The sequence below is a fragment of the uncultured Ruminococcus sp. genome, assembly GCA_902785355.1.
Lineage (GTDB): Bacteria > Bacillota > Clostridia > Oscillospirales > Acutalibacteraceae > Ruminococcoides.
This window is the reverse complement of record CACZYF010000014.1, coordinates 18,987-41,679: the sequence shown is the minus strand read 5'-3', so window position 1 is coordinate 41,679 and position 22,693 is coordinate 18,987. Positions and strand designations below refer to the sequence as shown.

Below are 22,693 nucleotides of genomic sequence, written 5' to 3'. Positions count from 1 at the left end.
ATCAATGCGGTCTGAACAGATTATCCGTCCGTCTTTGTATAGAGGCACAGCCGAAGCCGTCGTCCGCCGCCTTTATATAACTGACAAAATAGCGTATGTCATCCATCGCGTGATCGTCGCGCTTGATGACCGTATCCATGGGCTTATTCTCATCCCAGCGATAAAGAGAAAACTCACGTATCGCGTCGGCACAGGTATTACAGATCACAACCTCGCCGTTACGAAGCGCCTGGGAGGTCTTGCGGATACCGTCAATGACATTGTTATCCGCCCGCGTTACCGCGTAGCGACCGTGGCGCTCGATCACCTCGATGAAGCTCGCCGCGGAGGGGTCTACAATCACCGCTGTCGGTATGATCGAACCGCATAATTCTTCCAAGGAATTATAATGCTCCTCATCCGTTCGGCTTTTCCCCTCCTTGCGCGCGTCATAATACGACTCGCGCAGGCGGTACCACGTTTCGCCGATACGACCCCACAGCCCGATCGAAGTCGGATTCACCGTGCCGTAATCGCAGGACACGCAGTATTCCTCACACGCCTCTGTCGGCGGGGATACGAACATACGCCCATCCTCCATGAAAGGATAAACAGCGCCCGAGACGCTCACCCACTCGCCCTCGACGAACCGGCGGTAAAACGCGCCCGAATACAGGCCCTCATACCGACGAAGCATCTCAGGCGACAGCGACGGATTATCGCTCATTCTGAAATGGATGTACAGCGCGTTCTTACGCTGTCGATTCTGTATCCACTCCCGATAGAACCAGTGGGACGGATACTCGGGATTACAGTTGAAGAAGAACCGCGAGCCCTGCACCGAGCATCGCGCAAGCGCCTGCTCCACAAAGGAACGCGGCATCAGCGCCACCTCGTCGAACATCACGCCCGACAGCGTCACGCCCTGGATCAGCGCCGCGCTGCCCTCGTCCTTCCCCGAGAAGAAGAAAAAGGTGTTTTCCCTTCCCGCGCAGCGCACCGTCATGCGGTTCGAGCTGATATTCTCTCTGACTTCGAGCCCGAGCTCCTGCAGACAAGGCAAGAGAGGCATGATCACGTTGCGTCTGAGCGCCGTGATTGTCTTGCCGCAAAAGCCCAGCAGTGCGTTGTCAAAGCTGAACATCGCCCACAGCACGAAGGACAGTGACAGCGAGAAGGTCTTGCCGGAGCGAACGGCGCCGTCGCAGATGATCGCGTCATAGCGCTCGGTACCGCTGCCCTCGACCCACCAGAAGAGGGATCGAAGCTGCTTCTCGGAAAACGGCTTATACTTCACCGTCATCCACCACGCTTCTGCCGCCGAGCGCCGCCGCGGACATCCGCATCGCTTCCAGCAGACCGCCCGCCGTTCCGGACTCATTACCGCCGCCGAGCAGCTCACCGAGCTTATCGACCGCCTTCACGCGGTCACAAAACTTGATCTCCACACCTTTATCGGTGCGCTTGATCTCCGACACACGGCTCAAGTCCATCTCCCTGAGCTGATCGGCAGTGAAGGAATCGCCGTACAGGAGCATCAGCGCGTCGCCCACACCGCCGTATGCGAACTTATACAGTCCGCAGATCGAGATACTCTCGTACACCGAGCGCATGTTACGGCTCAGACGTTTTATCTCATCGGCGATATCCTCCCGTGCCATCAGCTTACACAAGCTCTGCTCGGGATGTCTGAAGCCCGCCTCACGCACCGCCCGTATCGGGTCGGCACATAGCGCGAGCCTACGGCAAAAATCCTTTTCTTTCGGTTTCATCTGTTTACCATTCCTCCTCATCATGGATGATACCGATGCAGACGATTATCGGTATCACCTATAGCCGCATAAAGAAAAAAGTTGCATAAAACTATGCAACCGTACAAAAAATAATAGAAAATTTTGAAAATAATCTTTTTCTCATTCAAAGCCAAAGGAGAGAATGAATGTTTACAGCCGATTATGAGCAGAATCGAAAGCTGATCGCCCGTCTGCTGCGATCCGACGAATGCTTCGACATTATCGAACGTCATATTGTCATCGCGGGTAAAAAGGCAGTCATCTTCTACATCAACGGACTGATCAAGGATGATATCATGGAGAAGCTGATGGAGTTCTTCTACAATAACACCCGCCCCGAGTATCTCAGCTCCGCCGAAGAATTTACCCGCCACTGCGTACCCTACGTCGAGATCAGTATCGTCGATCATCCCGACGAGGTCGTCAAGAACGTATTGAGCGGTATCCCGTGCATGATGGCGGAGGGCTTTGCGTCCGCCATCGCGTTCGATATGCGCACCTATCCCCAGCGCAGTACCTCGGAGCCCGAGGACGACAAGGTGCTCCGCGGCAGTAAGGACGGCTTTGTCGAGACAGTCATCTTCAACTCCGCGCTGATCCGCCGCCGCATCCGTTCATCACACTTTATCACCAAGGCGATGACTGTCGGCAGAGAGAGCAAGAGCGATATCATCATCTGCTATATGGACAACAAGGTCGACAAACAGCTCCTACACAACATCACCGACCGTATCAAGGGGCTCAACATCGCGAATCTGAGCATGAATCAGCAGAGCCTGATCGAAGCGCTTTATCAGAAGAAGTGGCTCAATCCCTTTCCGAAGATCAAATATACCGAACGCCCCGACGTCGCGGCGGCAGTCTGTCTTAAAGGAAATATCGTCATTCTTGTCGACAACTCCCCCTCGGCGCTCCTGATCCCGACCTCAATCTTCGATGTGCTTGAGGAAGCGGACGACTACTACTTCCCGCCGATCACGGGTACCTACATCCGCGTCACCCGATACCTGATCACCCTTGCATCTGTTCTTTTAACCCCTCTGTGGCTGCTTTGTCTGCAAAATCCCGAGCACGTCCCCGAGATCTTCCGCTTCGTGCTGAATATTGAACCCACATCCCTGCCGATCTACTGGCAGCTGATCATCATGGAGCTGTGTATCGACGGACTCAGGCTCGCCGCCCTCCATACGCCGTCCTCCCTCACCTCGGCGATCGGCATCATCGGCGCGATTGCGTTCAGTCAGTTCGCCGTGGACGCGGGATGGTTCACCACCGCGTCGACTCTCTACGTCGCCTTCGTCACCATCGCGAACTACAGCCAGCCGAACTACGAGCTCGGCTATTCGCTCAAGTACGCCCGCTTCATCCTACTGACCGCGACCGCGATCGGCAACCTACCGGGCTTCATCATCGGGATCATCCTACTGATCGCTCTGCTCGCTTCTAATAAGACAATCAGCGGAAAAAGCTATCTCTATCCCCTTATCCCCTTCAAGCCGCAGGAGCTAAAGAAAAAGCTCATTCGTACACGTATGCAGCAAAATTGAAGATATCTTGATCGGGAGACGCAGACAGGCTGGCGCCTGTCAAGGAGCCCAACAAAGCTATACGAAATATAGCGCAATAGATGATAAAGGTTTTTATTAAGGATTAGTATGGGGAGGCGTATTCATGAACTGTCCTTACTGCGGCAATCCGATCAAAGAGAATCAAAGGTTCTGTACCCGTTGCGGTGCTCCCCAAAAGCAGATTTCCCAATCGCCCGTTAACGGTCAAGAAGCAACCAAGCACGACCGAAAAGTCCTTCCGATCGTGCTCATTATAATCGCAGTATTATTATGTATCAGCATCGCAGTGCTGATCCTACTCCTCTCCAATAATCAAAAGCCCGCTCCCAAGGTCGCTCCCAATTCACAGCCGCAGACGACAGCAGAAACGGAAAAGCCTACGGAGAAAGCAACTGAGGCGACCAAACCCGCCCCCACCGAAAAGCCCTTCTCGATCACGCCCGAAGAGATCGATTCAGAGATTGAATGGATCCGCGCCTGCTACTATACGCCCGGCAGTGACGACACCCGCCGAGAACTCACAAAGGGCGAGAACGGCTGGGATTACGCGCGGGATTACCGATATCATAACGGAAAGCTGATTTTCGCGTTCGTCTTTGACGGTTCGGAAGAACACCGGCTCTACTTCAAGGATGACCGTATGATCCGCTATATCGACGAGAACCATACCACCTTCGATTATCCCGCTACCGAACCCTATACCTCATGGGAACAGAAGGTACTGTCCGAAGCATATGAACAAGATTCAAAGTCTGCCGAAAGCGACTCATCCCCGTGGCTTGGCACATGGACGGCGGAAAACGGCGCAAGCCTGATCATCCGCAGTGTGACCGAGAGCGGGATAAGCCTCGTATTCCACAAGCAGAGTGAGTCGGGCAGCTGGATGGATATCGACTACGAGATGGAATTCGATAATGCCGACGGTACGATCGCATCCGAGATCGGCGACGCACAGGATCACGGAGGCTGGGAATACACCTTCAAACTGAGTGACGGCTTCATCACCGTTAAGTCACGCTATCCCGACCAGATCTTTTACAAAAGCTGAAAATGATCATCAAGAACGATCAACCCATCAGCCACCCCACCGTGACGACGCTCATCACAATCGCAGTAAAATCCGCCAGCAGTGCTGAAATCAGCGTATGGCGGATTTTTTTGATACCTGCCGCGCCGTAATACATCGTCACTGCATAGAATGTCGTCTCGGTCGAGCCCGCAATCACTGAAGCACACCTGCCGACGAAGCTGTCCGGACCGTTGTTCTCATAGATACCCGTCAACAGCGCCGTTGCGCCTGAGCCCGATACAGGCCTCAGCAACCCCATCGGCACCAGCTCCGCAGGGAAGCCGACCGCCTCGGCAGCGGGTCTTACCATCTCAGCCAGTCGGTCGAACACGCCCGACGCCTTCAGCGTTCCTACAGCAATCAATAGCGCGATCATCGTCGGCGCGATCAGTTTCACTGTCGTTATGCCGTCCTTCACGCCCTCTACAAAGCTTTGAAAGATATCAACACGGCACATAAGCGCATAGATACACAGCGCGACGGTCATCACCGGTACTACCGCGTCCGTTGCGACCACCTCCCGAAAAGCTTTGACGAAAACAGTCCCACCGCCAGCGCCGTGATTGACGTCAGCCATACGCACACAAGGATGTCAAAGGGCTCGCGGGAGCCGTAGTTCTTTCTCAGAGCCGCAACGGTCGTTGGGATCAGCTGGATAGAAGCGGTATTCATCAGCACGAAGGTCACCATACTGTCGCTCGCTTTTTCCCCGATGTGATGGGATTTTAATTCTTTCATAGCATTAAGTCCCATTGGCGTAGCGGCATTTCCAAGCCCCAAAAGATTCGCGCTGAGATTCATCGAGATATAGTGAAACGCCTTCGAATCTGAATCGACATCGGGATAAAGTCGTCTGAGAATTGGTGCCGCCAAGCGCGACAGCTTCTCGATCAGTCCGCAGTCCTGTGCTACCCGCATAAAACCCGACCACATACACAGCATTCCGCTGATACTCAGCAGCAGCTCGATCGCCTCCCCCGCCGAATCCATCAGTAGAGTGCCCATCATTCCCAAACTGCCTGTGCAAAGTGAAAAAAAGAAAGAAGCCGCGATCATCCCCGCGAACAAATATGACATATAATCCTCCTATCTGACAATTTCCACTGTTTTGAGAAAAAACTTGATATATCTTGACAAATTTACCTTATTTTGGTAAAATCTGATAAAATAAGCAGATGATGATTAATCCAAGCTCGGCCTAATCAGCGACTGCCTAAAACTTAAGGAAAGGAAGAGCTTTATGAGACCGGCAGGCCTGGTATGTAAAATTGACAAGCTCGGGCGTATCGTAATCCCCAAGCCGCTGCGCAAAGAATTTGAGATAGACACCGGAGATACCATCGAGTTCTTTACCGAGCCCGGTGCGATCGTGATGAAGAAATACGCTATGCGCTGTATCTTCTGCGGTAACCGCGACGACCTGACCGAGTATCAGGGCAAGCCTGTCTGCGCCGAGTGCATCGATAAGCTCAAGACCCTGTAATATCATATTCACGCGATAAATCCAATATTCCAAGGAGGTCATTATGAAACGAGAAGATCACATCTCATGGGACGAATACTTTATGGGCGTTGCCCTCTTGGCGGCAAAACGCTCTAAAGATCCAAACACCCAGGTCGGCGCCTGCATCGTCAATAAGGCGAAGCGAATCCTCAGCACCGGTTACAACGGTTTCCCCTACGGCTGTTCCGACGACACCTTCCCGTGGAATCGCGATGGCGAGGACACCAAGTACAAGTACGTCGTCCACGCGGAGCTAAACGCCATCCTTAACGCGCACGGCAAATCGCTCGAGGGCGCCAGACTGTACGTTGACCTCTTCCCCTGCAACGAGTGTACCAAGGCGATCATCCAGTCCGGCATCGCCGAAGTCGTGTATCTATATGATAAATATGCCGACACGCCTGAGATCATCGCATCCAAGCGGATGCTCGACGCCGCCGGCGTTCGTATGACCCAGCTGCAGCTCCAACGCGAGTCGATCACCATCGACTTCAACAAAAATAAATAATCATTTCTATGCAAAAAGCCATCTGCATTCTCCGTGCAGATGGCTTTATCTTATTGATTTAGTTATGTTTATTCAGCTACATTGCCGTCATCCGGCGTATCCTGGATCGCTTGCTGATCGAGCGCCTTATCCTCCGCTGTATTATTCCTATCCTTATTCTTCTGCTTCTCGGCATACTTATTGATCTCATCGATGCTCACGGCGTCCTCCGAGATCGTAATTCCGCCGTCGCCGGTCTTGCCCTGCTTCTTACGACTGTTCATCATCGCAACGCTGTAGTTATAGATCTTGCGATAATACTCAACCGAAACCTCCCACTCCGCCTTCTGTGCGTCGGTAAGCTCAGCCTTGGTCATACCGTAATCGTTGAGCAGCATATTCGCGATATAATCGGTCAGCTTCTCGCTGCCGTAGACGTTCAGATGATCCCAGTTGTAGAAATCCTTGTTAACATCAAAGCCCTCGCGTGCGCTGTAACGCTCGAGATTAACGAAGTCGTAGCCGTAGCTCTTAATGATCTTCTCCGCCTCGTTGGTACGCTCACAACGAGCGATCGCGTGACGGCGCACGACATGCGGGAAACGCATGAATACAACGTTGCGGATATCCTTATCCTTTAGATACTCAAGCGTTTCTCTCAAACAGCGTTCGCCGTTGACGCCCATCGGAGCGGTAGCATCGAGTGTCTCCAGCATGTCGTTATAGACCTTGACCGGGGGATGGAACTCATTCGCTGTGGTTTTGTAGCCGCGGAACAGGGAGTAACCGCGCTCCTTCAGCTGGAGCTCCGCGGTCAGGAACTTCACCTTCCACGGATAATCCGTCCATGAGCCGTGATACTTGATGATCGGTAAAAAGTACTCGGGGCGTTTATCCGCGCTGAAATAACGCTGGATATACCCAAACTTGATTTCATCGTCGGGGATGTTATCCAGGAACATGCGGCTGCTCGCCTCGGATGGAATCTCGCTGTCCTTATACAGGAACGCGTTGATCTCCACGATAATCATTTTGGGATTCTGATACTTTATGACCTCTTTGATCTGAGGTAGGACAATGTTCGCCGGAGCGCTCTGAGTAGCGTAAGGATAGCTCGTGTAGCCGTACTTCTCATACGCATAGGGCGCCGAATAACCGGCGTACACATCGCTCGCGCCGATCAGTACTGCATCAAGCGAACCCTTCTCCTCCAGATAGAACGCATCCATACGCAGCGAGTTGTTGTCGATGCGCTTGAGCAGAAACACCTGCAAGAGGTAAGTTGTCAATATCACCGCGAGGGCAAAGGCGATAAGCTTGATCCCCCGCGTGATGGTTTTCTTCTTTTTCATAGAGTAATGCCTCGTTCCGTCAGAACTGCATATATACAAAGTCAGCCGCCGCGTAACCGGAGCCGTAAATACCGAAGATGATCACCGCCATGATACAGAGGAAATAGAGGACAAAGCGGAGCACAAACGGCTTTTTATCCAGCAGATGGCGTATATCCGTATCAGTATGACGTTCCTGGATAATACTGATGATCAACACCACGAACAGGCATACGCCCAACAGGAGATAGTCTTTCCACGAAAGTCCGAGTTTATCAAAGATCTCGGTCTTGGCGCGCATAAGATCCTGGTTATTGAAGAATCGGGTGATGGTCATCATACCCTGTTCAAAGGACGGCGCTACGTCAAAAACATAGCCGACCAGTACGATGATAAAGGTACGGAACATCTGGAAGAAGCAGAACAGCCAATTCTTGCGGTTGATATGGAGCTTGTCGACAGCACCGTCGAACAGCGGCTGCATCAGGGTTGACAGCATGATGATCACACCGTTCCACAGACCGAACGCAACGTACTTATAGTTAGCTCCGTGCCAGATACCGACCACCAAAAAGACGATCAGTGAAGCAAACGCTGTAGGCAGAACCTTTGCGATATGAGCGCCTGCCTTGGTTTTGCCGAAGCGGGTGCCGCGCATCTTCTTGCTCGCGTTGAGGAACGCGGACGAGATTGCCAGCGGATTGAAGATATAGTCCTTCATCCATGCGCCCAGCGAGATATGCCAGCGGCGCCAATACTCGTTGATAGACTTTGAGAAATACGGGCGCTTGAAGTTGTCGATCATATCGATACCAAGCATCTGCGCCACACCGCGGGAGATATCGATACCGCCCGAGAAGTCGGCGTACAGCTGGAAGGCATACAAAAGGATGATAAAGGTCAGCGTCGTGCCGGAATACTTGTTATAACCATCCGCAGTAGCAGTCACGGTATTGATTGCGATAACCGCCCTGTCGGCGATGACGAGCTTCTTGAAGAAGCCCCACAGGATCAGCTGACAGCCGTGTTTGAAGCGCGTATAGTCAAAGTCATGACCGTCAAAAAGCTGATGAGCAAGCTGCTCATAGTTGCTGATCGGTCCCTGGATGATCTGCGGGAAGAAGGAGACGAACAGCAGAAACTTGAACGGATTACGCTGCGCCTTGGTTTTTTCGCGGTAGACATCCACGATATACCCCATGCTCTGGAAGGTGTAAAACGAGATACCCAGCGGCAGAAAGAGCTCCAGTGTCGGCGCTGAAAAGGTTGCGCCGAACGAACCTAAGATATCGTTCAACGAACCCGCGAAGAAGTTATAATACTTCAAAAAAGCGAGGATACCGAAGTTTAAGATCAGACACAACGCCATGATCCAGCGCTTTTTGATCTTTAGCTTATTTTTATAGTCTTTCTTCTGCTCGCGATCCCATTCGCCCTTCTTTGACTTCAAGAAAGCCTTGCCGTTTTCGTTCACCTTTTCGAGCCAGATGCCGATACCCATGGTAGACATAGCGGTAAATACGATGAAGACGGCATACTTATAGCTTGCCAGGCTGTAAAAAATCACGCTGGCAGCAAGCAGAACCGTCCAGCGGTATTTCTTCCACGGTAAGATGAAGTAAATCAGCGCTGTCGCAAGCACAAAGAATAAAAAGTTAATGGATGTATATGTCATAATGAACCTAATTCGGATTTATTTGAGTTTTTTCAATTGTGATTATCTGCGGGGAGTGTTCAGCTTATCGGAGAACAGCATACTTCTGAGGATACGCAGTCCTTCCTTCTCACTATACTCGGCGATAACGGGCAGCTCGCGGCTGAGGAAGGTCGAGATGCCCTCCATACACGAATAAGCGCCCGTGCGGCAGAATACCAGCACGTCGCCGATCTCAAGATCGGTGAACACGGCGTTCCTCGCCAGAACGTCAGCGGTCGTACAGATCGAGCCGCACAGCGTCCACGGCTGCTCCTCGCCCTCAGGCTCGCTGTCCTTGAGATGGAGGATCTCGGGAATCTGCATACCCTGCAACTGACCGTTATACTTAAGCTGGTTCATACCGCCGTCGACGATCGCGTAATTGATGTCGAAGTTGGTTTTTGCATCGACAACCTTGGTGAGATAATAACCGCAGGGAGCCGCGAAGAAGCGACCCATCTCGACAGTCAGCTCGGCGACCTCAGCAAGCTCCTTCAGCTTCGGCGCGACGGACGCGAGACGTTCCTCCTCCTCCGCATCAGCATTATCGGAGAAGTAATCGACCGCAAGCCCCGTGCCGTACTCGATACGCTGTACGGTAAAGCCGAGCTCCGCCTTGATGCGTGCTGTCAGGTCGATCAGGTAGTCGCACTCCTTCTCGATCGGCTTCGCTTTTCGCTTCGCCGTACCGGTGAAGTAATGCAGACCGACGATCTCTACGCCCTGATACTCGTCACGGCGACGGATGAGGTCAAAAACAGTCTCCTCGCTCATACCAAACTGGCTGCCGCCCTTGATGTCGGTCACACGGAGCAGAAGCGGGAAGACCTTGCCCCGGCGAACGCCGGCGTCGCTGACCAGTTTCAAATGCAGCGGGCTCTCAGCGGTAAAGGTTCCGACGTTATCATCGGCGGCACGTTCAACGTCGGCAAAGCCCTTGTTGACGCCGGAGAAGATGACCGTGCTCATATCGGCGCCGGTTCTTTCGCATACCGTCAGCTCACCGGGCGAGCACACCTCGATCTTATCAAAGCAAGCGGGCATCCTACCGAGCAGAAAAGGGTTCGCCTTGATGGAAAAGCACATACCGACTGTATCGCCGAAGTATTTTTTAACCAGCAAAGCACGCTTTTCAAATTCGTCGAGATCAAATATATAAGAGGGGGTTCCTACCGCGGGCAGAAGCTCCCTTAGTTTATTGATATCCATGCTATCAGTCCTTACTCGGGCTCCCTGTGACGAGGGAGCCCGGATCATTGTAATGACAGTTATTCGATCACTCGTCCTGGAGCTGCTCGATCAGCGCCATCATTGCCTTGGCGGAGTTGAAGTTCTCGGGAACCAGGTTGTTCGGCTTGATCTCGATATCGAAAGCGTCGTTCAGCTCGCCGACGAGCGCAACGATATCAAAGGAATCGAGGATACCGTCCGTGATCAGCGCGGTCTCGTTCTCAAAGTCAACATCAGGTCTGAGTTCTTCTAAGATTTCCATTAATTCATCCATGATTAAATCTCCTTTTTCTGAATAATTGATTTGTTTATTAGGGTTTGTTTATGAGGGAGGATTATGTCCTCCCGTTCACGCAACGACAATGAAGCCGCAATGCGCGTTATCGATTATTTAAACATCGCCTTAAGCGCCTGCATATCGGTCTTGCCGTTGGGCAGAGCGGGCAGCGCCTCAAGGTTGATGAGCTTACGCGGTACCATGAAGGCGGGCATGTTCGCTCTGAAATACAGCACGATCTCCTTGCTTGTCGCCTCGCCGGTGTAGAAGAGGTAGAGGGTCGCCTTCTCCTTATGATACAGGGAACAGCAATCCTTCACGCCGTCCACCTTGCGGGCGGTCTCTTCGATCTCACCGAGCTCGATACGATGACCAAGGTGCTTGATCTGGCGATCCATACGACCGTGAAAATACAGGTTTCCGTCCTCGCCCCATCTGCCGAGGTCGCCGGTTTTGTACAGCAGCTCGCGATAATTCCCGTTCAGCGGATTCTGGATAAAGGACGCCGCAGTCACCTCGGGATTGCCGTAATAGCCGAGTGCAAGAACAGGACCGCTGACGCAGATCTGACCGATCTCGCCGGGCTTAGTCGCGGTGTTATCATCGTTGAGCAGAGTGATACGGTAGTTATCATACGGCTTGCCGATAGGGAGCACGGTATCGTCGCTGACCTTCTCCCCTACCACATAGTAGGTGCAGGAGGCGGTCGCCTCGGTGGGACCGTACTGGTTGACATACAGCACGTCGGGCAGGTTCTCCTGCCAGATCTTCAGGTACTTACAGGGCATGACGGAGCCGGAGAAACACAGCTTCTTCAGATACTCGGGCTTACCTTCGTCAAAAGCGCCCAGCTTTGCGGGCAGCTCAACGCCCGCTACGCTCCAGCACAACGCAGTGATCTTCTCACGATTAAGCGTATTGAACAGCGCCGTCGGCACGGCGAATTCATTCTTCGGGATGATAAAGGTCGACGCGCCCTTGCTGATCGGGAAGTAGATATCGCGAACCGCCGCGATATAATCCAGCGGGCTCTGATTACCCATGATATCGGTATCGTTGATATCGAGCACCTTGCTCACGCTGTCGATATAGGTCATCAGGCTCAGGTGTGAGGTGATAACGCCCTTGGGCTTACCGGTCGAACCGGAGGTGAAGATCACATACAGCGGCGCGGTATTAACTAAGGTCGCCGCACGTTGAGCCAACAGTGCTTCATCCGCGGGGGTCTGCATGATCTGTTCCATCACGATGATCTCGCCGTCGAAGTCGAGGGACTGCGCCGCTTCCAGATGCGCCTGATCGACCAGCATATAGGGCGCCTTGATGACGGAGAGGATCTGATTGAGCCTCGCCTTGGGCATATCGCCGTCCATCGGGGCATAGAAGCATCCCGCCCTGACCGCGCCGAGAAAGCACGCGGGGGTGTAAACATGACGTCCGGACATTACCGCGACAGGGTCGCCGGGCTTCACAAGACCGGCAAGATAAGTGCCGATCGACCGGGTGAGCTCATCGAACTGACGGAAGGTCAGACTGTTCTCGGGATCCTTGAACATCACCTTATCAGCATAGGACTTTGCGACATAGTCAAGCCGTTCCAAAACGGATGTCTGCATAGATAACACATCCTTTCAAAATACTGCGGTCTTTTCCGAATCAACAGATTGACAGAGCTGAAAAGTCATCGGGACAATCATATATCAGCTTAACCGATTCAGAATATATTTATCCACATTACTCCATAATAATACATTTTATATTATATCATAAAATGTAATAATTTCAACTGTTTTTATCATGATTCGGCTGACTTTTCTGTTTTTCGCTATATTCGTGCAGAAAGTGAATAACAATTCATCGAAAGCCCTTAAAATACGATTCTCACACTTGCCAAACAACTGCTTTTGTGATAAACTGTGTCAGATAAAGCACAACCGAGGTATATTATGACATATAAGCTGATCGCACTGGATATCGACGACACCCTGCTCAATAAGAAAAAACAGCTCTCCCCCGTCACCCGCTCCGCCCTGATACAGGCGCAGAAAAACGGCATGACAGTCGCTGTCGCGTCGGGCCGACTGCCCTACGGCGTTCGTCCGTACGCCGAGAAGCTGGAGGTCTTTCGCTACGGGGGTTATTACATGGGCTTCAACGGCGGGGCGATCATGAACGCCCGCGATGAGTTGATCGGCAAAAGCTATCTGGACAGCCGCTACATCAAGCCTGTCTACGACATTCTCCGCCCCACCAACGTCACCGCCATGGTGCATAAGGGCAGTACTATCTACGCCGACAACAAGGTCAACGATTATACTCATATCGAGAGCGACGTCATCGGACTTCCGTTGAACGTGGTCGACGATCTGCCGAACTTCATCGACTGGCAGATACACAAGTATCTCTTAGCGGGCGATCCCGCAGAGCTCAGGGAGCTTGAACAAAAGCTGATCGAAGCTCTCGGCGACGAGGTCGATATCTATCTATCCGCTCCGTGGTTCCTCGAGGTCATGCCCAAAGGCGTCGACAAAGGCACCGGCGTCACAGCAATCTGCAACGACATGGGTATCACCACGGATGAAGTGATCGCCTTCGGCGACAGCTACAACGATATCCGCATGATACAAACAGCCGGCATGGGCGTCGCGATGGACAACGCCGAAGAAGCGCTCAAGGAGGCCGCGGACTATGTTACCGCAGACTGCGATCACGACGGTATCGTCGCCGCCCTGAGGCACTTTAATATCATTTGACGATCAATAAAACACCGCCGTTTCGGACAACTCCGAAGCGGCGGTTTCTTCATCTTATTCGGTTTCTTTTTCGGGCTTTAGCTTCTCGCCGATAAAGCCCAGCAGTTCATCGCTACACAGCTTCTCAATCATCGCGGGATGATCGGGCAGCGCAAGCAGAATCTGGCTCTTATAACGTACGATATAGCCCTGCTCCGCACCGTCGGCACTCAGCCGGCGCATATTCTCAAGACTTAATCCTGAGTTTGAAAACACCCGAGAAAGCACGGTTGAGAGATTATCATCCCCTTGAGCGCTCAACCCTCCGACGATCACGGTCAGCGGACAGGTACGCAAGCTGCGGGAGACCTCCTCGCCCAGCGTCACGGGAGAGGTCGCAGCGGTGATCCGGTAAACTTCTCCGTCAATTGACGACAGCGATCTTTTAACGGCCTTCTCACAGTAGGAGGTCTTTTTTGCAAGATAAAAAACTAAATTATATTTCATCGGCTTATTCCTTTGGCGTCGACTCTACCTTCGGGTAGATATCCAATCCGACATTCAGCGCATTGATATCTACGCCCGGGATATCGAGGTTCCATCCCTTGAAGGTGTAGTTGTAATAATCATCCGACGGCAGCTTTGGCACGCCGTCCGGGATGGGCAGCGGATCGCCCTCCTTGACGTTATAGGCAGCGTACTGGGTACCGTCGAAGTTGCGGAAGGTCACGGGATAATAGGTGACCACCGGCGGCTCGGTCGGGATGGTCTCACCGGGCTTCGGCTTCTCGGTGGGTGGCTCAGTGGGGTTCGAGGCTGCAGTCGCCGTCAGGACCTCACTGCCCTCCAGGTTGCCCTTGCCGTCATACCAGCCGATCTTACCTTTACCGTTAGCGGACTTAAAGGTTCCCGGATCGGGTCGGGTTCCGCCGTAGCGTTCGTAGTACGACTCGGGGAACAGTGGAGAATCGTTGAGCTCCGCGAGCTTGACGTCAACTCCCGGATCCTCTCCCGGACGCACCTTACGCGCCACAACGACGCATCGCCACTGATAGAACTCGTAACAGCAGGTGGAAAGCGTAATGATCTGATCGCCCTCGTTACAGGTGACGGGAGTATTGACCATAGAACGAATTCGCGTATGATAAACAAAGTTCATAAACTCCGCGTCGGAGTTGAACTCGCCCTGCATATAATTAAAAAACTCGCCGTCCTCATAACGGGTCGAAGTTTTGAAGATCGAGATGATCTTGTACTTTGCGTCGCCGTCCGGGGTGTTGAAGGTGATAACGGGATGGTCTCGGTAGTAATCAAGATCCGCTTTCAACGAGCCTTCATGCGAATAATTGAGCAAGGAATGGAACTGACTGCCGTCACGCATATTATGACCGTGCATGATCACGTTGCGTGACTTTACGCTGTCGGTGGAGCGGTAATCGAGGAAGATACTGCCGTATTCGGTACCGTCCTTCTTATAGGAGCGCTCCAGATAGTACTGGTTGTAGCGGTCGTCGCCCTTATGCTCCAGCACGGGATAGTCGATCACCGTATCGGGAATCGTGATCCAGCCGACGATCTCCTCGTTGATCTTTTTCAGCGCCTTCCAATCCTGAGCGGAGCCGTCCTTCTTTCCGTCGCCCTTGCTCTCGCCGCTGTAAGCGATCTCCTGGATTTCGCTTGTAATGGCATTGTTGCGCATGGGTGCGAAAACATAGAAGTTCAGCACATAAATCCCCGCGCCGATAAAGGCGACGATTGCGAGCAGAACGGCGATTTTACGCGCCTTCTGCTTAGAGGTATCGCTCTTCTGCGGAATAAAGGATTGGATAAAGCCCTGCTTGGAAGAGAGCATGAGGAGTTCGGGAGACACGCGGTTCAGCTCAGGGTCAGCCTCAACTCCCTTTTTATCAACGAAGGCAATGCCCTCGGGATATCGCTCTCTCTGTCTTTCGAATATCTCGTCGGCTTTTTGAAGCGCCTCATCGGTCAAACTCTCATAAGCCTTACCGGCCATCGATACCTGAGGCAGAGCGACAAAGCGTCTTCCGCCGAACGAGAAGCAGTAACCTTTACAGCCGCCTCCGAGTTCGCCGAGGGAGCTTACCTTGACGACAGGGCGCAGATTTTTATGCTCCTTATCGATCCTGACACTCTTTTCCAGTGTGCCGATCAGGTCGTAGAACAGCTTGCGGAATCCCTCGGCACCGGATTGATCCAGCGCGTTCATAAAGACGAACAGCTCCGTATCACCGCCGCCGATCCGCTTGATAACATAGTCGGTAATCTTCTTCGGCGCGGGGCTGAGCGTGCTCGTGCTGTTAAGCTCTGCGGCATGCTGATACAGGATATCGGAGATTGCAGATTGATTCGCGGTAAGCTCCGAATCTGCAGCAGCGTCCCGCTTGATCAAAACAAGTTCGGTTTTATACATAATTTACCCTCTTTTCGGGAGAGAATCGCTTATACTAAAAATCAATGGTCTTAAGCGTGGTATTCGCGATCGCTTCTTCGATCAGCTCGTCGAGCTGTGATTCGCGCTCCGCCTGCTCGACAAAATGTAGGATCGGCTTGGTACGCGGGTGCTTGGGCGTAAAGATCGTACAACAGTCTTCATACGGCTCGATCGAGGTCTCGAAGGTACCGATCCGGCGGGAGATATTGATGATCTCCTGCTTGTCCATGCCGATCAGCGGACGGAACACGATCTTCCCCGCCGCGGCGTTGGTACAGTTCAGGGCGTACATCGTCTGGGACGCGACCTGACCGAGGCTCTCGCCCGTGATCAGCGCGCCGGACTTGGTCTGTTCCGCAAAGTGCGTGGCGATCTTCATCATCACGCGGCGGAGTAGGATGGTAAACAGCTCCTCGGGACAGCGGTCGCGCATCGTCTCCTGTACCTTGGTCAGCGGCACGGTGTACATGTCGATCGAACCCGCGAAACGGCTGACTTCGGAAAGCAGCTTTTCGACCTTCAGGCGCGCACGCTCGGAGGTATAGGGCGGGCTCTCGAAATGAACGGCGTTGAGCTTCAAGCCGCGCTTTGCCATCATATAGGCGGCGACGGGAGAGTCGATACCGCCGCTGATCAGCACGGTGGCGAGTCCCGACGTACCCACCGGCATACCGCCCTGACCGCGGATGGTCTCACAGCGGATATAAGCGCCGAAGTCACGCACCTCTACCGTGACAGTGACCTCGGGATCCTTGACGTCGACCTTGAGGTGCGGGCAGGCTTCGAGGAGCTTGCCGCCTACCTGCGCCGAGATCTCGGGACTTTTGTAGGGAAAGCGCTTGTCGGAACGCTTGCTCTCAACCTTGAAGGTCTTAGCGTCCTCGAGATAGGGCGCGCAGTATGCGGGGGCTTTCGCAAGGATATCGTCGAAATCCTTCTCACACACGCAGGCGCGGGAGAAGGTCACGATGCCGAACACCTCGCCGATACGCTCGCATACTTCATCGAGGTCGGTATCCTCCGAGAGAGGATTGATATAGATGGTGGACTGGGCGATCTTGATCTCGAATTTACCGAGTCCCCTGAGTCTGTATTTGATATTTTTGAGGAGCACATCCTCGAAGGTGCGGCGGTTGAGTCCCTTTAAGACCATCTCGCCGAGCTTGATCAAAACGATTTCTTTCATAAACTTTCCTTTGCTGATTTTCAACGTTTTTGAAGGGTCGCGAGTCCGTCGCGAAGTCCCTCGACAAGAGCGTCGATATCTTCCTTAGTGTTATACTTGCTGAAGCTGATACGCAGGGAGCTGTCTACCCGATCATCGGGGAGCCCCATCGCCGTAAGCACATAGCTGCGCTTGCCCTTGGAACAGGCGCTTGACGAGCTGACATACACGCCGAACTCCTTTTCCAAATGATGGAGCATCGTCTCGCTGCGGATGCCCTCGGCAGAAATGTTGATGATATACGGCAGCGCATCTTCGGATGAATTGAACGCAATGCCTTCGAGCTCACTCAGCTGTTCGGTCGCATAAGCGTTCAGCTTGCGGATATAGGTACCGTTCGCGGTAATATCCGCTTCTTCGACCGCCTTAGAGAAAGCGGCGATCAGCGGCGTGCTCTCGGTACCGGGACGCTGACGTCTCTGCTGCTCGCCGCCGTACAGAAGCGGCACCACACGTCCGCCCTCGATACGCGCGCCCGAGCCGATGTACAGCGCGCCGCAGCCCTTTGCGCCGTGGATCTTATGCGCGCTGACGGTCATCACGTCTACGCCCCATTTCTTCGGTTTCAGCGGCATCTTGCAGTATGCCTGAACCGCGTCGGAGTGAAAGACCGCCTCGGGGCTGCACTTATGTACAAGCCTCGCGATCCGCTCGATCGGCTGGATCGCGCCCGTCTCGTTGTTCACCGTCATCACGGATACGAGGATGGTCTTTTCGGTCAACAATGCTTTCAACGTCTCGACATCGACGACGCCGTCGGAGCCGACAGGCGCATACTGCACGTCGAAGCCCTGCTCAGAGAGCCGCTTCGCGCTCTCGTAGACGGAACTGTGTTCCACCGCCGAGACGATGATACGGTTGCCGCGGCGCCTGAGCGCCTCAGCCACGCCGAACAGCACGGTATTGTTACCCTCGGTACCTCCCGAGGTGAAGAAAATGCTTTTCGCGTCCGCGCCGAGGGATCCGGCGATCGTCTGCCGTGCCCGCTCAACCGCTTTCTCCGCGTTCAAGCCGACCTCGTGGAGCGACGACGGATTGCCGAAGTTGTCGCGCATCATACCGAGCGCCGCCTGCGCAGCCGCCTCGCTCACCCGCGTGGTCGCGCTGTTATCTAAATAATGAATATTCATCACTTTCTTTGTTGCGTATTTACAGTACGCCTATTTTATCAGGATAATTATATATCCAACCGCGTCTAATATCAAGCGATATTGATTAAAAAAACCTGAATATTTTGTAAACGGCGGTAAATACTAGCTTCGGTGATATTATGACGAATGAAGCTTACGCGCAGCTGGTCAAGCAGCGCTCCAAAAACAGCACGAGCGTCAAGGACTGCGCCAAAGCGTTCTGCATCGGCGGCGCGATCTGCCTGCTCGGTCAACTGATCCTTACGCTGTATTCTGCTATCGGGATCGAAGAAGAGACCGCCAAGACCCTTACCTCGGTCACGCTGGTCTTTCTCGGCGTACTGCTGACGGGGCTGCATCAGTACGAACGCCTCGCAAAGCACGGCGGCGCGGGAACATTGGTGCCGATCACGGGCTTCGCCAACGCCATGTCGGCGCCCGCGATCGAATTCAAAGCGGAGGGACTGATCACGGGATTGGCGGCGAAGATGTTCATTATCGCGGGTCCCGTCCTCGTCTACGGAACGACCGCCGCAGTGCTGTACGGCATCATCTACTTTATATCGACGCTCCTGTAAAACGGCAGAAAAACAGACCGACGTGAATACACCGGTCTGAATTCTTTTATTCGATTTCTCAGCCGATCTGAGTGACGTTCAGATTGCTGTCGACGCTGACGGTCATCGGTACGGGTACCTGAACGCCGTCGTCGGTGTTGTAATACAGGGTGAAGGAAGTCGTACCCTCGCTGACGCCGGTCACAGTGAAGTCATACTGCTTGGCATCGAAATCATAGGTGCAGTAGATCGATACGACACCTCCGCCGCCCGAGTAGTTCCAGTCGTAGCCGTAAGAGGTCTGGCCGTTCGCGTAATAATGAAGAACGTTGCCGCCCTCGACAGCGCCGCCGGCATTACCCTGCGCGTTACCGCTGTTTGTGTTGGTGTTTTCGCCGTTGTTGGCGTTATTGGTATTATTATTGAGAGCGGGATCGATGCTGCCGCTGTTCGCCGCTTCGGTCGCGGTTACCTGAACCGGCTGCGTCGCCTGCTGCGCGGTCTGACCGTTATTCTGCGCCTGAGTCGTCGCAGGCTGTGTCGCCGCTGTGGTGCTCTTCGCCTCGGTGGAGATGGTCGCGGTCACGGTAGTGGGGGCGGTTTTCTGATCCTTCTTACCGCCGCCGATCAGCTTGACAGCGCCGAAGATGATCGCAGCCAGCAGCAGAACGCCGACGCCCGCGAATACCGCCGTCGTGATCATACTCTTGCGGCGGGTCGCCTGTCTGCGCTCCATTCTTTCGCGCTGGATAGCGTTCATCTCATCTCTCTCGTAATCATCATTTCTCATATCCATCAACACTCCTTGCTGTTATTTTTCTTTTCTGCAATAATGCTGTAGCATATTATACATGAAAGCGCCCTGTAAAGCAAGAGTCATTCTGCATAATTTTTGAATTATTTACATTTAAGCGGTTTTCCTCTTTCCTGTAGGCAAAAATCATAAAACTGCCCGACATTCCCCGCGAAATGTCAGCGATAGCGCTATTGAATCTTTTGCCCAATGTGATATAATACAGAAGTAACCATATCATAGGCAAAGGAATGATCTATATGAGAAAAATCGTACCCGTCACCCTGCTGACCGGTTATCTCGGCGCAGGCAAGACGACTCTGCTTAACCATGTCCTCAACAATCAGGAGGGCTACAAGGTAGCGGTCATCGTCAACGATATCGGCGAAGTCAATATCGACGCCGATCTGATCCAGAAGGGCGGTATCGTTAATGAGAAGGACGACACTCTCGTCCCCCTGCAGAACGGCTGTATCTGCTGTACCCTCAAGACCGACCTGATCGAGCAGATCCTCGGACTGGTCAAGCAGCAGAAGTTCGACTACATCCTGATCGAGGCTTCGGGTATCTGTGAGCCCATCCCGATCGCCCAGACCATCTCCATGCTGGACGGCTCCTACAACGATCCCAGACTGCCCAAGCTCTGCAGACTCGACAATGTCGTATCCGTTGTTGACGCGGCGCGTCTGTCGGCTGAGTTCGGCTGCGGCGGCGATCTGCTGAAGGAAGATATCGACGACGAGGATATTGAGAACCTGCTGATCCAACAGATCGAATTCTGCAACACCATCATCCTCAACAAGGTCGACCTCGTATCCGAGGAAGAGCTGAAAAATATCAAGAAGGTCATCCGCGCGCTCCAGCCCGAGGCGAAGATGATCGAGACCACCCACGGTGAAGTGGATTTCAAGGAGATCCTCGACACCAACTATTTCGACTTTGACAAGGTCGCATCCTCCGCCGCTTGGGTACAGGAGCTCAACGCCGACATCGACGAGGATGAGGACGATCACGACGAGCATGAGCATCATCACGACCACGATGATCACGACGAGCATGAGCACCACCATCACCATCATGACGATGATGACGATGACGATCATGATCACCATCATCACGATCATGACCACGACGAGCATGAGGAGCACGGTCACCACCATCATCACCACCATCACGACGGCGGCGAGGTCGAGGAATACGGCATCGGCACCTTCGTCTACTATCGCCGTCAGCCGTTCGCAAAGGACAAGTTTGAGAAGTTCCTCGCCTCCTTCCCCAAGGGCATCATCCGCGCAAAGGGTCTGTTCTGGATCAAGGAGGACAAGGACTGGGCGATCATGTTCGAGCAGGCTGGTAAACAGATGGACTGCTCCGACTACGGTCAGTGGCTCGCCGCCGCTCCCGCTCACATCCGCCGCAAGATGTTCAAGGAGGATCCCGAGCTGCAGAAGGATTGGGACGACAAGTACGGCGACCGCATGATCAAGCTGGTCTTTATCGGTCAGAACCTCGATAAGGAAGGCATCACCAAGGCGCTTGACGATTGTCTGGCCGAGCTGTAAAAATGAAGCAGGTCGATATCTACACCGACGGCGCCTGCTCCGGTAATCCCGGCCCCGGTGGCTGGGGCGCGGTACTGCGCTACAACGGTCACGAGAAGGAGATCTCCGGCGGCGAGGCTCACACCACCAACAACCGCATGGAGCTCATGGCGGTGATCGAAGCGCTGAGTCTGTTGAAGGAGCCGTGTAAGGTCACGCTGTACTCCGACAGCCAGTACGTCTGCAACGCCCTGAAACTCGGCTGGGCGCGCAAATGGAAGGCAAATAACTGGATGCGCAACAAGAAAGAAAAAGCCCTCAACCCGGAGCTGTGGGAACGGCTGCTCTCGCTGTGCGACGTACATGAGGTCGAGCCTGTCTGGATCAAGGGACACGCCGGCCATCCCGAGAACGAGCGCTGTGACCGCCTCGCGGTAGCCGAAAGTCAGAAATATATGTGATATATAAATGCCCTGTGTCAAAGCAGGGCATTTTTCATAATTCCCTTTTGATGCTGTCGATCGCGCCCTTTTCGATGCGGCTGACCTGTGCCTGAGAGATGCCGATCTCCTCGGCGACCTCCATCTGGGTCTTGCCCTTGAAGTAGCGCAGGGACAGGATCTTCTTCTCGCGGTCAGAGAGCTTCTTCAGCGCCTCCTTAAAGGCGAGCTCCTCGAGCCAGTCGCGGTCGTCGCTGGTGTCCCCCACCTGATCCATGACGTAGACAGTGTCTGTACCGTCGGAGAATACCGGCTCATATAAGGATACCGGCTCAACGATCGACTCAAGTGCGAGTACCACGCTCTCTTTATCGGTATTGAGCCGCGCGGCGATCTCCTCGACGGTCGGCTCACGGTTGAGCTGTGCGGTCAGCTCCTCCTTCATCTTCATCGCGTGGTAGGCGGTATCGCGCATGGAGCGCGAAACGCGGATCGCCCCATTGTCCCGAAGATGGCGCCTCAATTCACCCAAAATCATGGGTACACCATAGGTACTCAGCCGAACATCGAGGTCCACATTAAAGTTGTCGATCGCCTTGATCAGACCGATGACCCCTACCTGAAAAAGATCGTCGAGGTTCTCTCCCCTGCCGGTGAAGCGCTGGATCACGCTGAGCACCAGACGCAGGTTGCCTTGGATCAATTCCTGACGCGCCTGTTTTCTCTCAGCGGGCGTACCGTCGCGCATCTTGAGCAGCAAAGCCCGCTTTTCGTCCTCGGTGAGCACCTTCAGGCTCGCGGTATCGACGCCGCACAGTTCCACTTTATTATACTGCAAAAAATCCCCCCGTAACAATACTGCAATTAGTATTGTCACAGGGGGCATATT

23 protein-coding genes are annotated in these 22,693 nt (G+C 53.5%); 8 read left to right on the top strand and 15 right to left on the bottom strand.

Features of this window, described 5'->3' with window-relative positions:
- Position 1: 1 nt before the first annotated feature.
- A complete protein-coding gene (locus tag R2I50_RS04855) occupies positions 2–1,276 on the bottom strand; it encodes a PBSX family phage terminase large subunit (RefSeq protein ID WP_316608021.1) in 1,275 nt (424 codons plus the stop codon).
- Complete coding sequence (locus tag R2I50_RS04850; RefSeq protein WP_316608020.1) at positions 1,266–1,751, bottom strand: hypothetical protein; 486 nt, start codon at positions 1,749–1,751, stop codon at positions 1,266–1,268. The genes R2I50_RS04855 and R2I50_RS04850 overlap by 11 nt, the downstream gene beginning before the upstream one ends.
- 167 nt (positions 1,752–1,918) lie before the next feature.
- Between R2I50_RS04850 and R2I50_RS04845 the strand changes: the two genes are divergently transcribed.
- Both R2I50_RS04845 and R2I50_RS04840 read left to right on the top strand, forming a co-directional pair.
- The gene (locus R2I50_RS04845) at positions 1,919–3,319 is read left to right on the top strand and encodes a spore germination protein (protein WP_316608019.1); all 1,401 of its coding nucleotides are present in this window, start codon (positions 1,919–1,921) and stop codon (positions 3,317–3,319) included.
- Between the two features lie 124 nt (positions 3,320–3,443).
- Positions 3,444–4,388, top strand: coding sequence for a zinc-ribbon domain-containing protein (locus R2I50_RS04840; protein WP_316608018.1), 945 nt, complete (start codon positions 3,444–3,446; stop codon positions 4,386–4,388).
- Between the two features lie 19 nt (positions 4,389–4,407).
- Here R2I50_RS04840 and R2I50_RS04835 read toward each other — a convergent pair whose 3' ends face one another.
- Together R2I50_RS04835 and R2I50_RS04830 are read right to left on the bottom strand one after the other, a co-directional pair.
- Entirely contained in the window at positions 4,408–4,896 is a 489-nt protein-coding gene (locus R2I50_RS04835) for a nucleoside recognition domain-containing protein (RefSeq protein ID WP_316608017.1), read from the bottom strand.
- A gap of 8 nt (positions 4,897–4,904) precedes the next feature.
- Complete coding sequence (locus R2I50_RS04830) at positions 4,905–5,486, bottom strand: nucleoside recognition domain-containing protein (protein ID WP_316608015.1); 582 nt, start codon at positions 5,484–5,486, stop codon at positions 4,905–4,907.
- A gap of 163 nt (positions 5,487–5,649) precedes the next feature.
- Here R2I50_RS04830 and R2I50_RS04825 point away from each other — a divergent pair, with 163 nt between their 5' ends.
- Together R2I50_RS04825 and R2I50_RS04820 are read left to right on the top strand one after the other, a co-directional pair.
- On the top strand, positions 5,650–5,892 hold the full coding sequence (locus R2I50_RS04825) for an AbrB/MazE/SpoVT family DNA-binding domain-containing protein (RefSeq protein ID WP_316608013.1): 243 nt from the start codon (positions 5,650–5,652) through the stop codon (positions 5,890–5,892).
- A gap of 43 nt (positions 5,893–5,935) precedes the next feature.
- Positions 5,936–6,421, top strand: coding sequence for a dCMP deaminase family protein (locus tag R2I50_RS04820; protein ID WP_316608011.1), 486 nt, complete (start codon positions 5,936–5,938; stop codon positions 6,419–6,421).
- Between the two features lie 68 nt (positions 6,422–6,489).
- On the opposite strand, the gene R2I50_RS04815 is transcribed toward R2I50_RS04820, so the two are convergent.
- The 5 genes from R2I50_RS04815 to R2I50_RS04795 form a co-directional block, all read right to left on the bottom strand.
- Positions 6,490–7,752, bottom strand: coding sequence for a hypothetical protein (locus tag R2I50_RS04815; RefSeq protein WP_316608009.1), 1,263 nt, complete (start codon positions 7,750–7,752; stop codon positions 6,490–6,492).
- A 19-nt stretch (positions 7,753–7,771) separates the two neighbouring features.
- The gene (locus R2I50_RS04810) at positions 7,772–9,406 is read right to left on the bottom strand and encodes an MBOAT family O-acyltransferase (protein ID WP_316608008.1); all 1,635 of its coding nucleotides are present in this window, start codon (positions 9,404–9,406) and stop codon (positions 7,772–7,774) included.
- A 42-nt stretch (positions 9,407–9,448) separates the two neighbouring features.
- Positions 9,449–10,636: a diaminopimelate decarboxylase gene (locus R2I50_RS04805; protein WP_316608007.1), complete on the bottom strand. Its 1,188-nt coding sequence runs from the start codon at positions 10,634–10,636 to the stop codon at positions 9,449–9,451.
- Positions 10,637–10,703: 67 nt separating this feature from the next.
- Complete coding sequence (locus R2I50_RS04800; RefSeq protein WP_316608005.1) at positions 10,704–10,931, bottom strand: phosphopantetheine-binding protein; 228 nt, start codon at positions 10,929–10,931, stop codon at positions 10,704–10,706.
- A 113-nt stretch (positions 10,932–11,044) separates the two neighbouring features.
- Entirely contained in the window at positions 11,045–12,550 is a 1,506-nt protein-coding gene (locus R2I50_RS04795; RefSeq protein WP_316608003.1) for an amino acid adenylation domain-containing protein, read from the bottom strand.
- Between the two features lie 330 nt (positions 12,551–12,880).
- On the opposite strand from R2I50_RS04795, the gene R2I50_RS04790 reads away from it, so the two are divergent.
- Entirely contained in the window at positions 12,881–13,687 is an 807-nt protein-coding gene (locus R2I50_RS04790) for a Cof-type HAD-IIB family hydrolase (protein ID WP_316608002.1), read from the top strand.
- 54 nt (positions 13,688–13,741) lie between these two features.
- Here R2I50_RS04790 and R2I50_RS04785 read toward each other — a convergent pair whose 3' ends face one another.
- From R2I50_RS04785 to R2I50_RS04770, 4 genes are read right to left on the bottom strand one after another with little or no spacing between them, the layout of a single operon-like run.
- Entirely contained in the window at positions 13,742–14,173 is a 432-nt protein-coding gene (locus tag R2I50_RS04785; protein ID WP_316608001.1) for a hypothetical protein, read from the bottom strand.
- 4 nt (positions 14,174–14,177) lie between these two features.
- Positions 14,178–16,097, bottom strand: coding sequence for a class B sortase (gene srtB, locus R2I50_RS04780; RefSeq protein ID WP_316608000.1), 1,920 nt, complete (start codon positions 16,095–16,097; stop codon positions 14,178–14,180).
- Positions 16,098–16,131: 34 nt separating this feature from the next.
- Positions 16,132–17,304: a tRNA uracil 4-sulfurtransferase ThiI gene (thiI, locus tag R2I50_RS04775; RefSeq protein ID WP_316607999.1), complete on the bottom strand. Its 1,173-nt coding sequence runs from the start codon at positions 17,302–17,304 to the stop codon at positions 16,132–16,134.
- A gap of 20 nt (positions 17,305–17,324) precedes the next feature.
- The gene (locus R2I50_RS04770; protein ID WP_316607998.1) at positions 17,325–18,473 is read right to left on the bottom strand and encodes a cysteine desulfurase family protein; all 1,149 of its coding nucleotides are present in this window, start codon (positions 18,471–18,473) and stop codon (positions 17,325–17,327) included.
- Between the two features lie 140 nt (positions 18,474–18,613).
- Between R2I50_RS04770 and spoVAC the strand changes: the two genes are divergently transcribed.
- A complete protein-coding gene (spoVAC, locus tag R2I50_RS04765) occupies positions 18,614–19,051 on the top strand; it encodes a stage V sporulation protein AC (RefSeq protein WP_316607997.1) in 438 nt (145 codons plus the stop codon).
- 58 nt (positions 19,052–19,109) lie between these two features.
- Here the strand turns inward: spoVAC and R2I50_RS04760 are convergent, their stop codons facing one another.
- The gene (locus R2I50_RS04760; protein WP_316607996.1) at positions 19,110–19,826 is read right to left on the bottom strand and encodes a hypothetical protein; all 717 of its coding nucleotides are present in this window, start codon (positions 19,824–19,826) and stop codon (positions 19,110–19,112) included.
- Between the two features lie 257 nt (positions 19,827–20,083).
- Between R2I50_RS04760 and R2I50_RS04755 the strand changes: the two genes are divergently transcribed.
- Both R2I50_RS04755 and rnhA read left to right on the top strand, forming a co-directional pair.
- A complete protein-coding gene (locus tag R2I50_RS04755; RefSeq protein WP_316607995.1) occupies positions 20,084–21,385 on the top strand; it encodes a GTP-binding protein in 1,302 nt (433 codons plus the stop codon).
- A 2-nt stretch (positions 21,386–21,387) separates the two neighbouring features.
- The gene (gene rnhA / locus R2I50_RS04750; protein ID WP_316607993.1) at positions 21,388–21,825 is read left to right on the top strand and encodes a ribonuclease HI; all 438 of its coding nucleotides are present in this window, start codon (positions 21,388–21,390) and stop codon (positions 21,823–21,825) included.
- A gap of 34 nt (positions 21,826–21,859) precedes the next feature.
- Here the strand turns inward: rnhA and sigG are convergent, their stop codons facing one another.
- Positions 21,860–22,642 (bottom strand): RNA polymerase sporulation sigma factor SigG, encoded by a 783-nt coding sequence (sigG, locus tag R2I50_RS04745; RefSeq protein ID WP_316607991.1) that lies wholly within the window; start codon positions 22,640–22,642, stop codon positions 21,860–21,862.
- Positions 22,643–22,693: the final 51 nt, after the last annotated feature.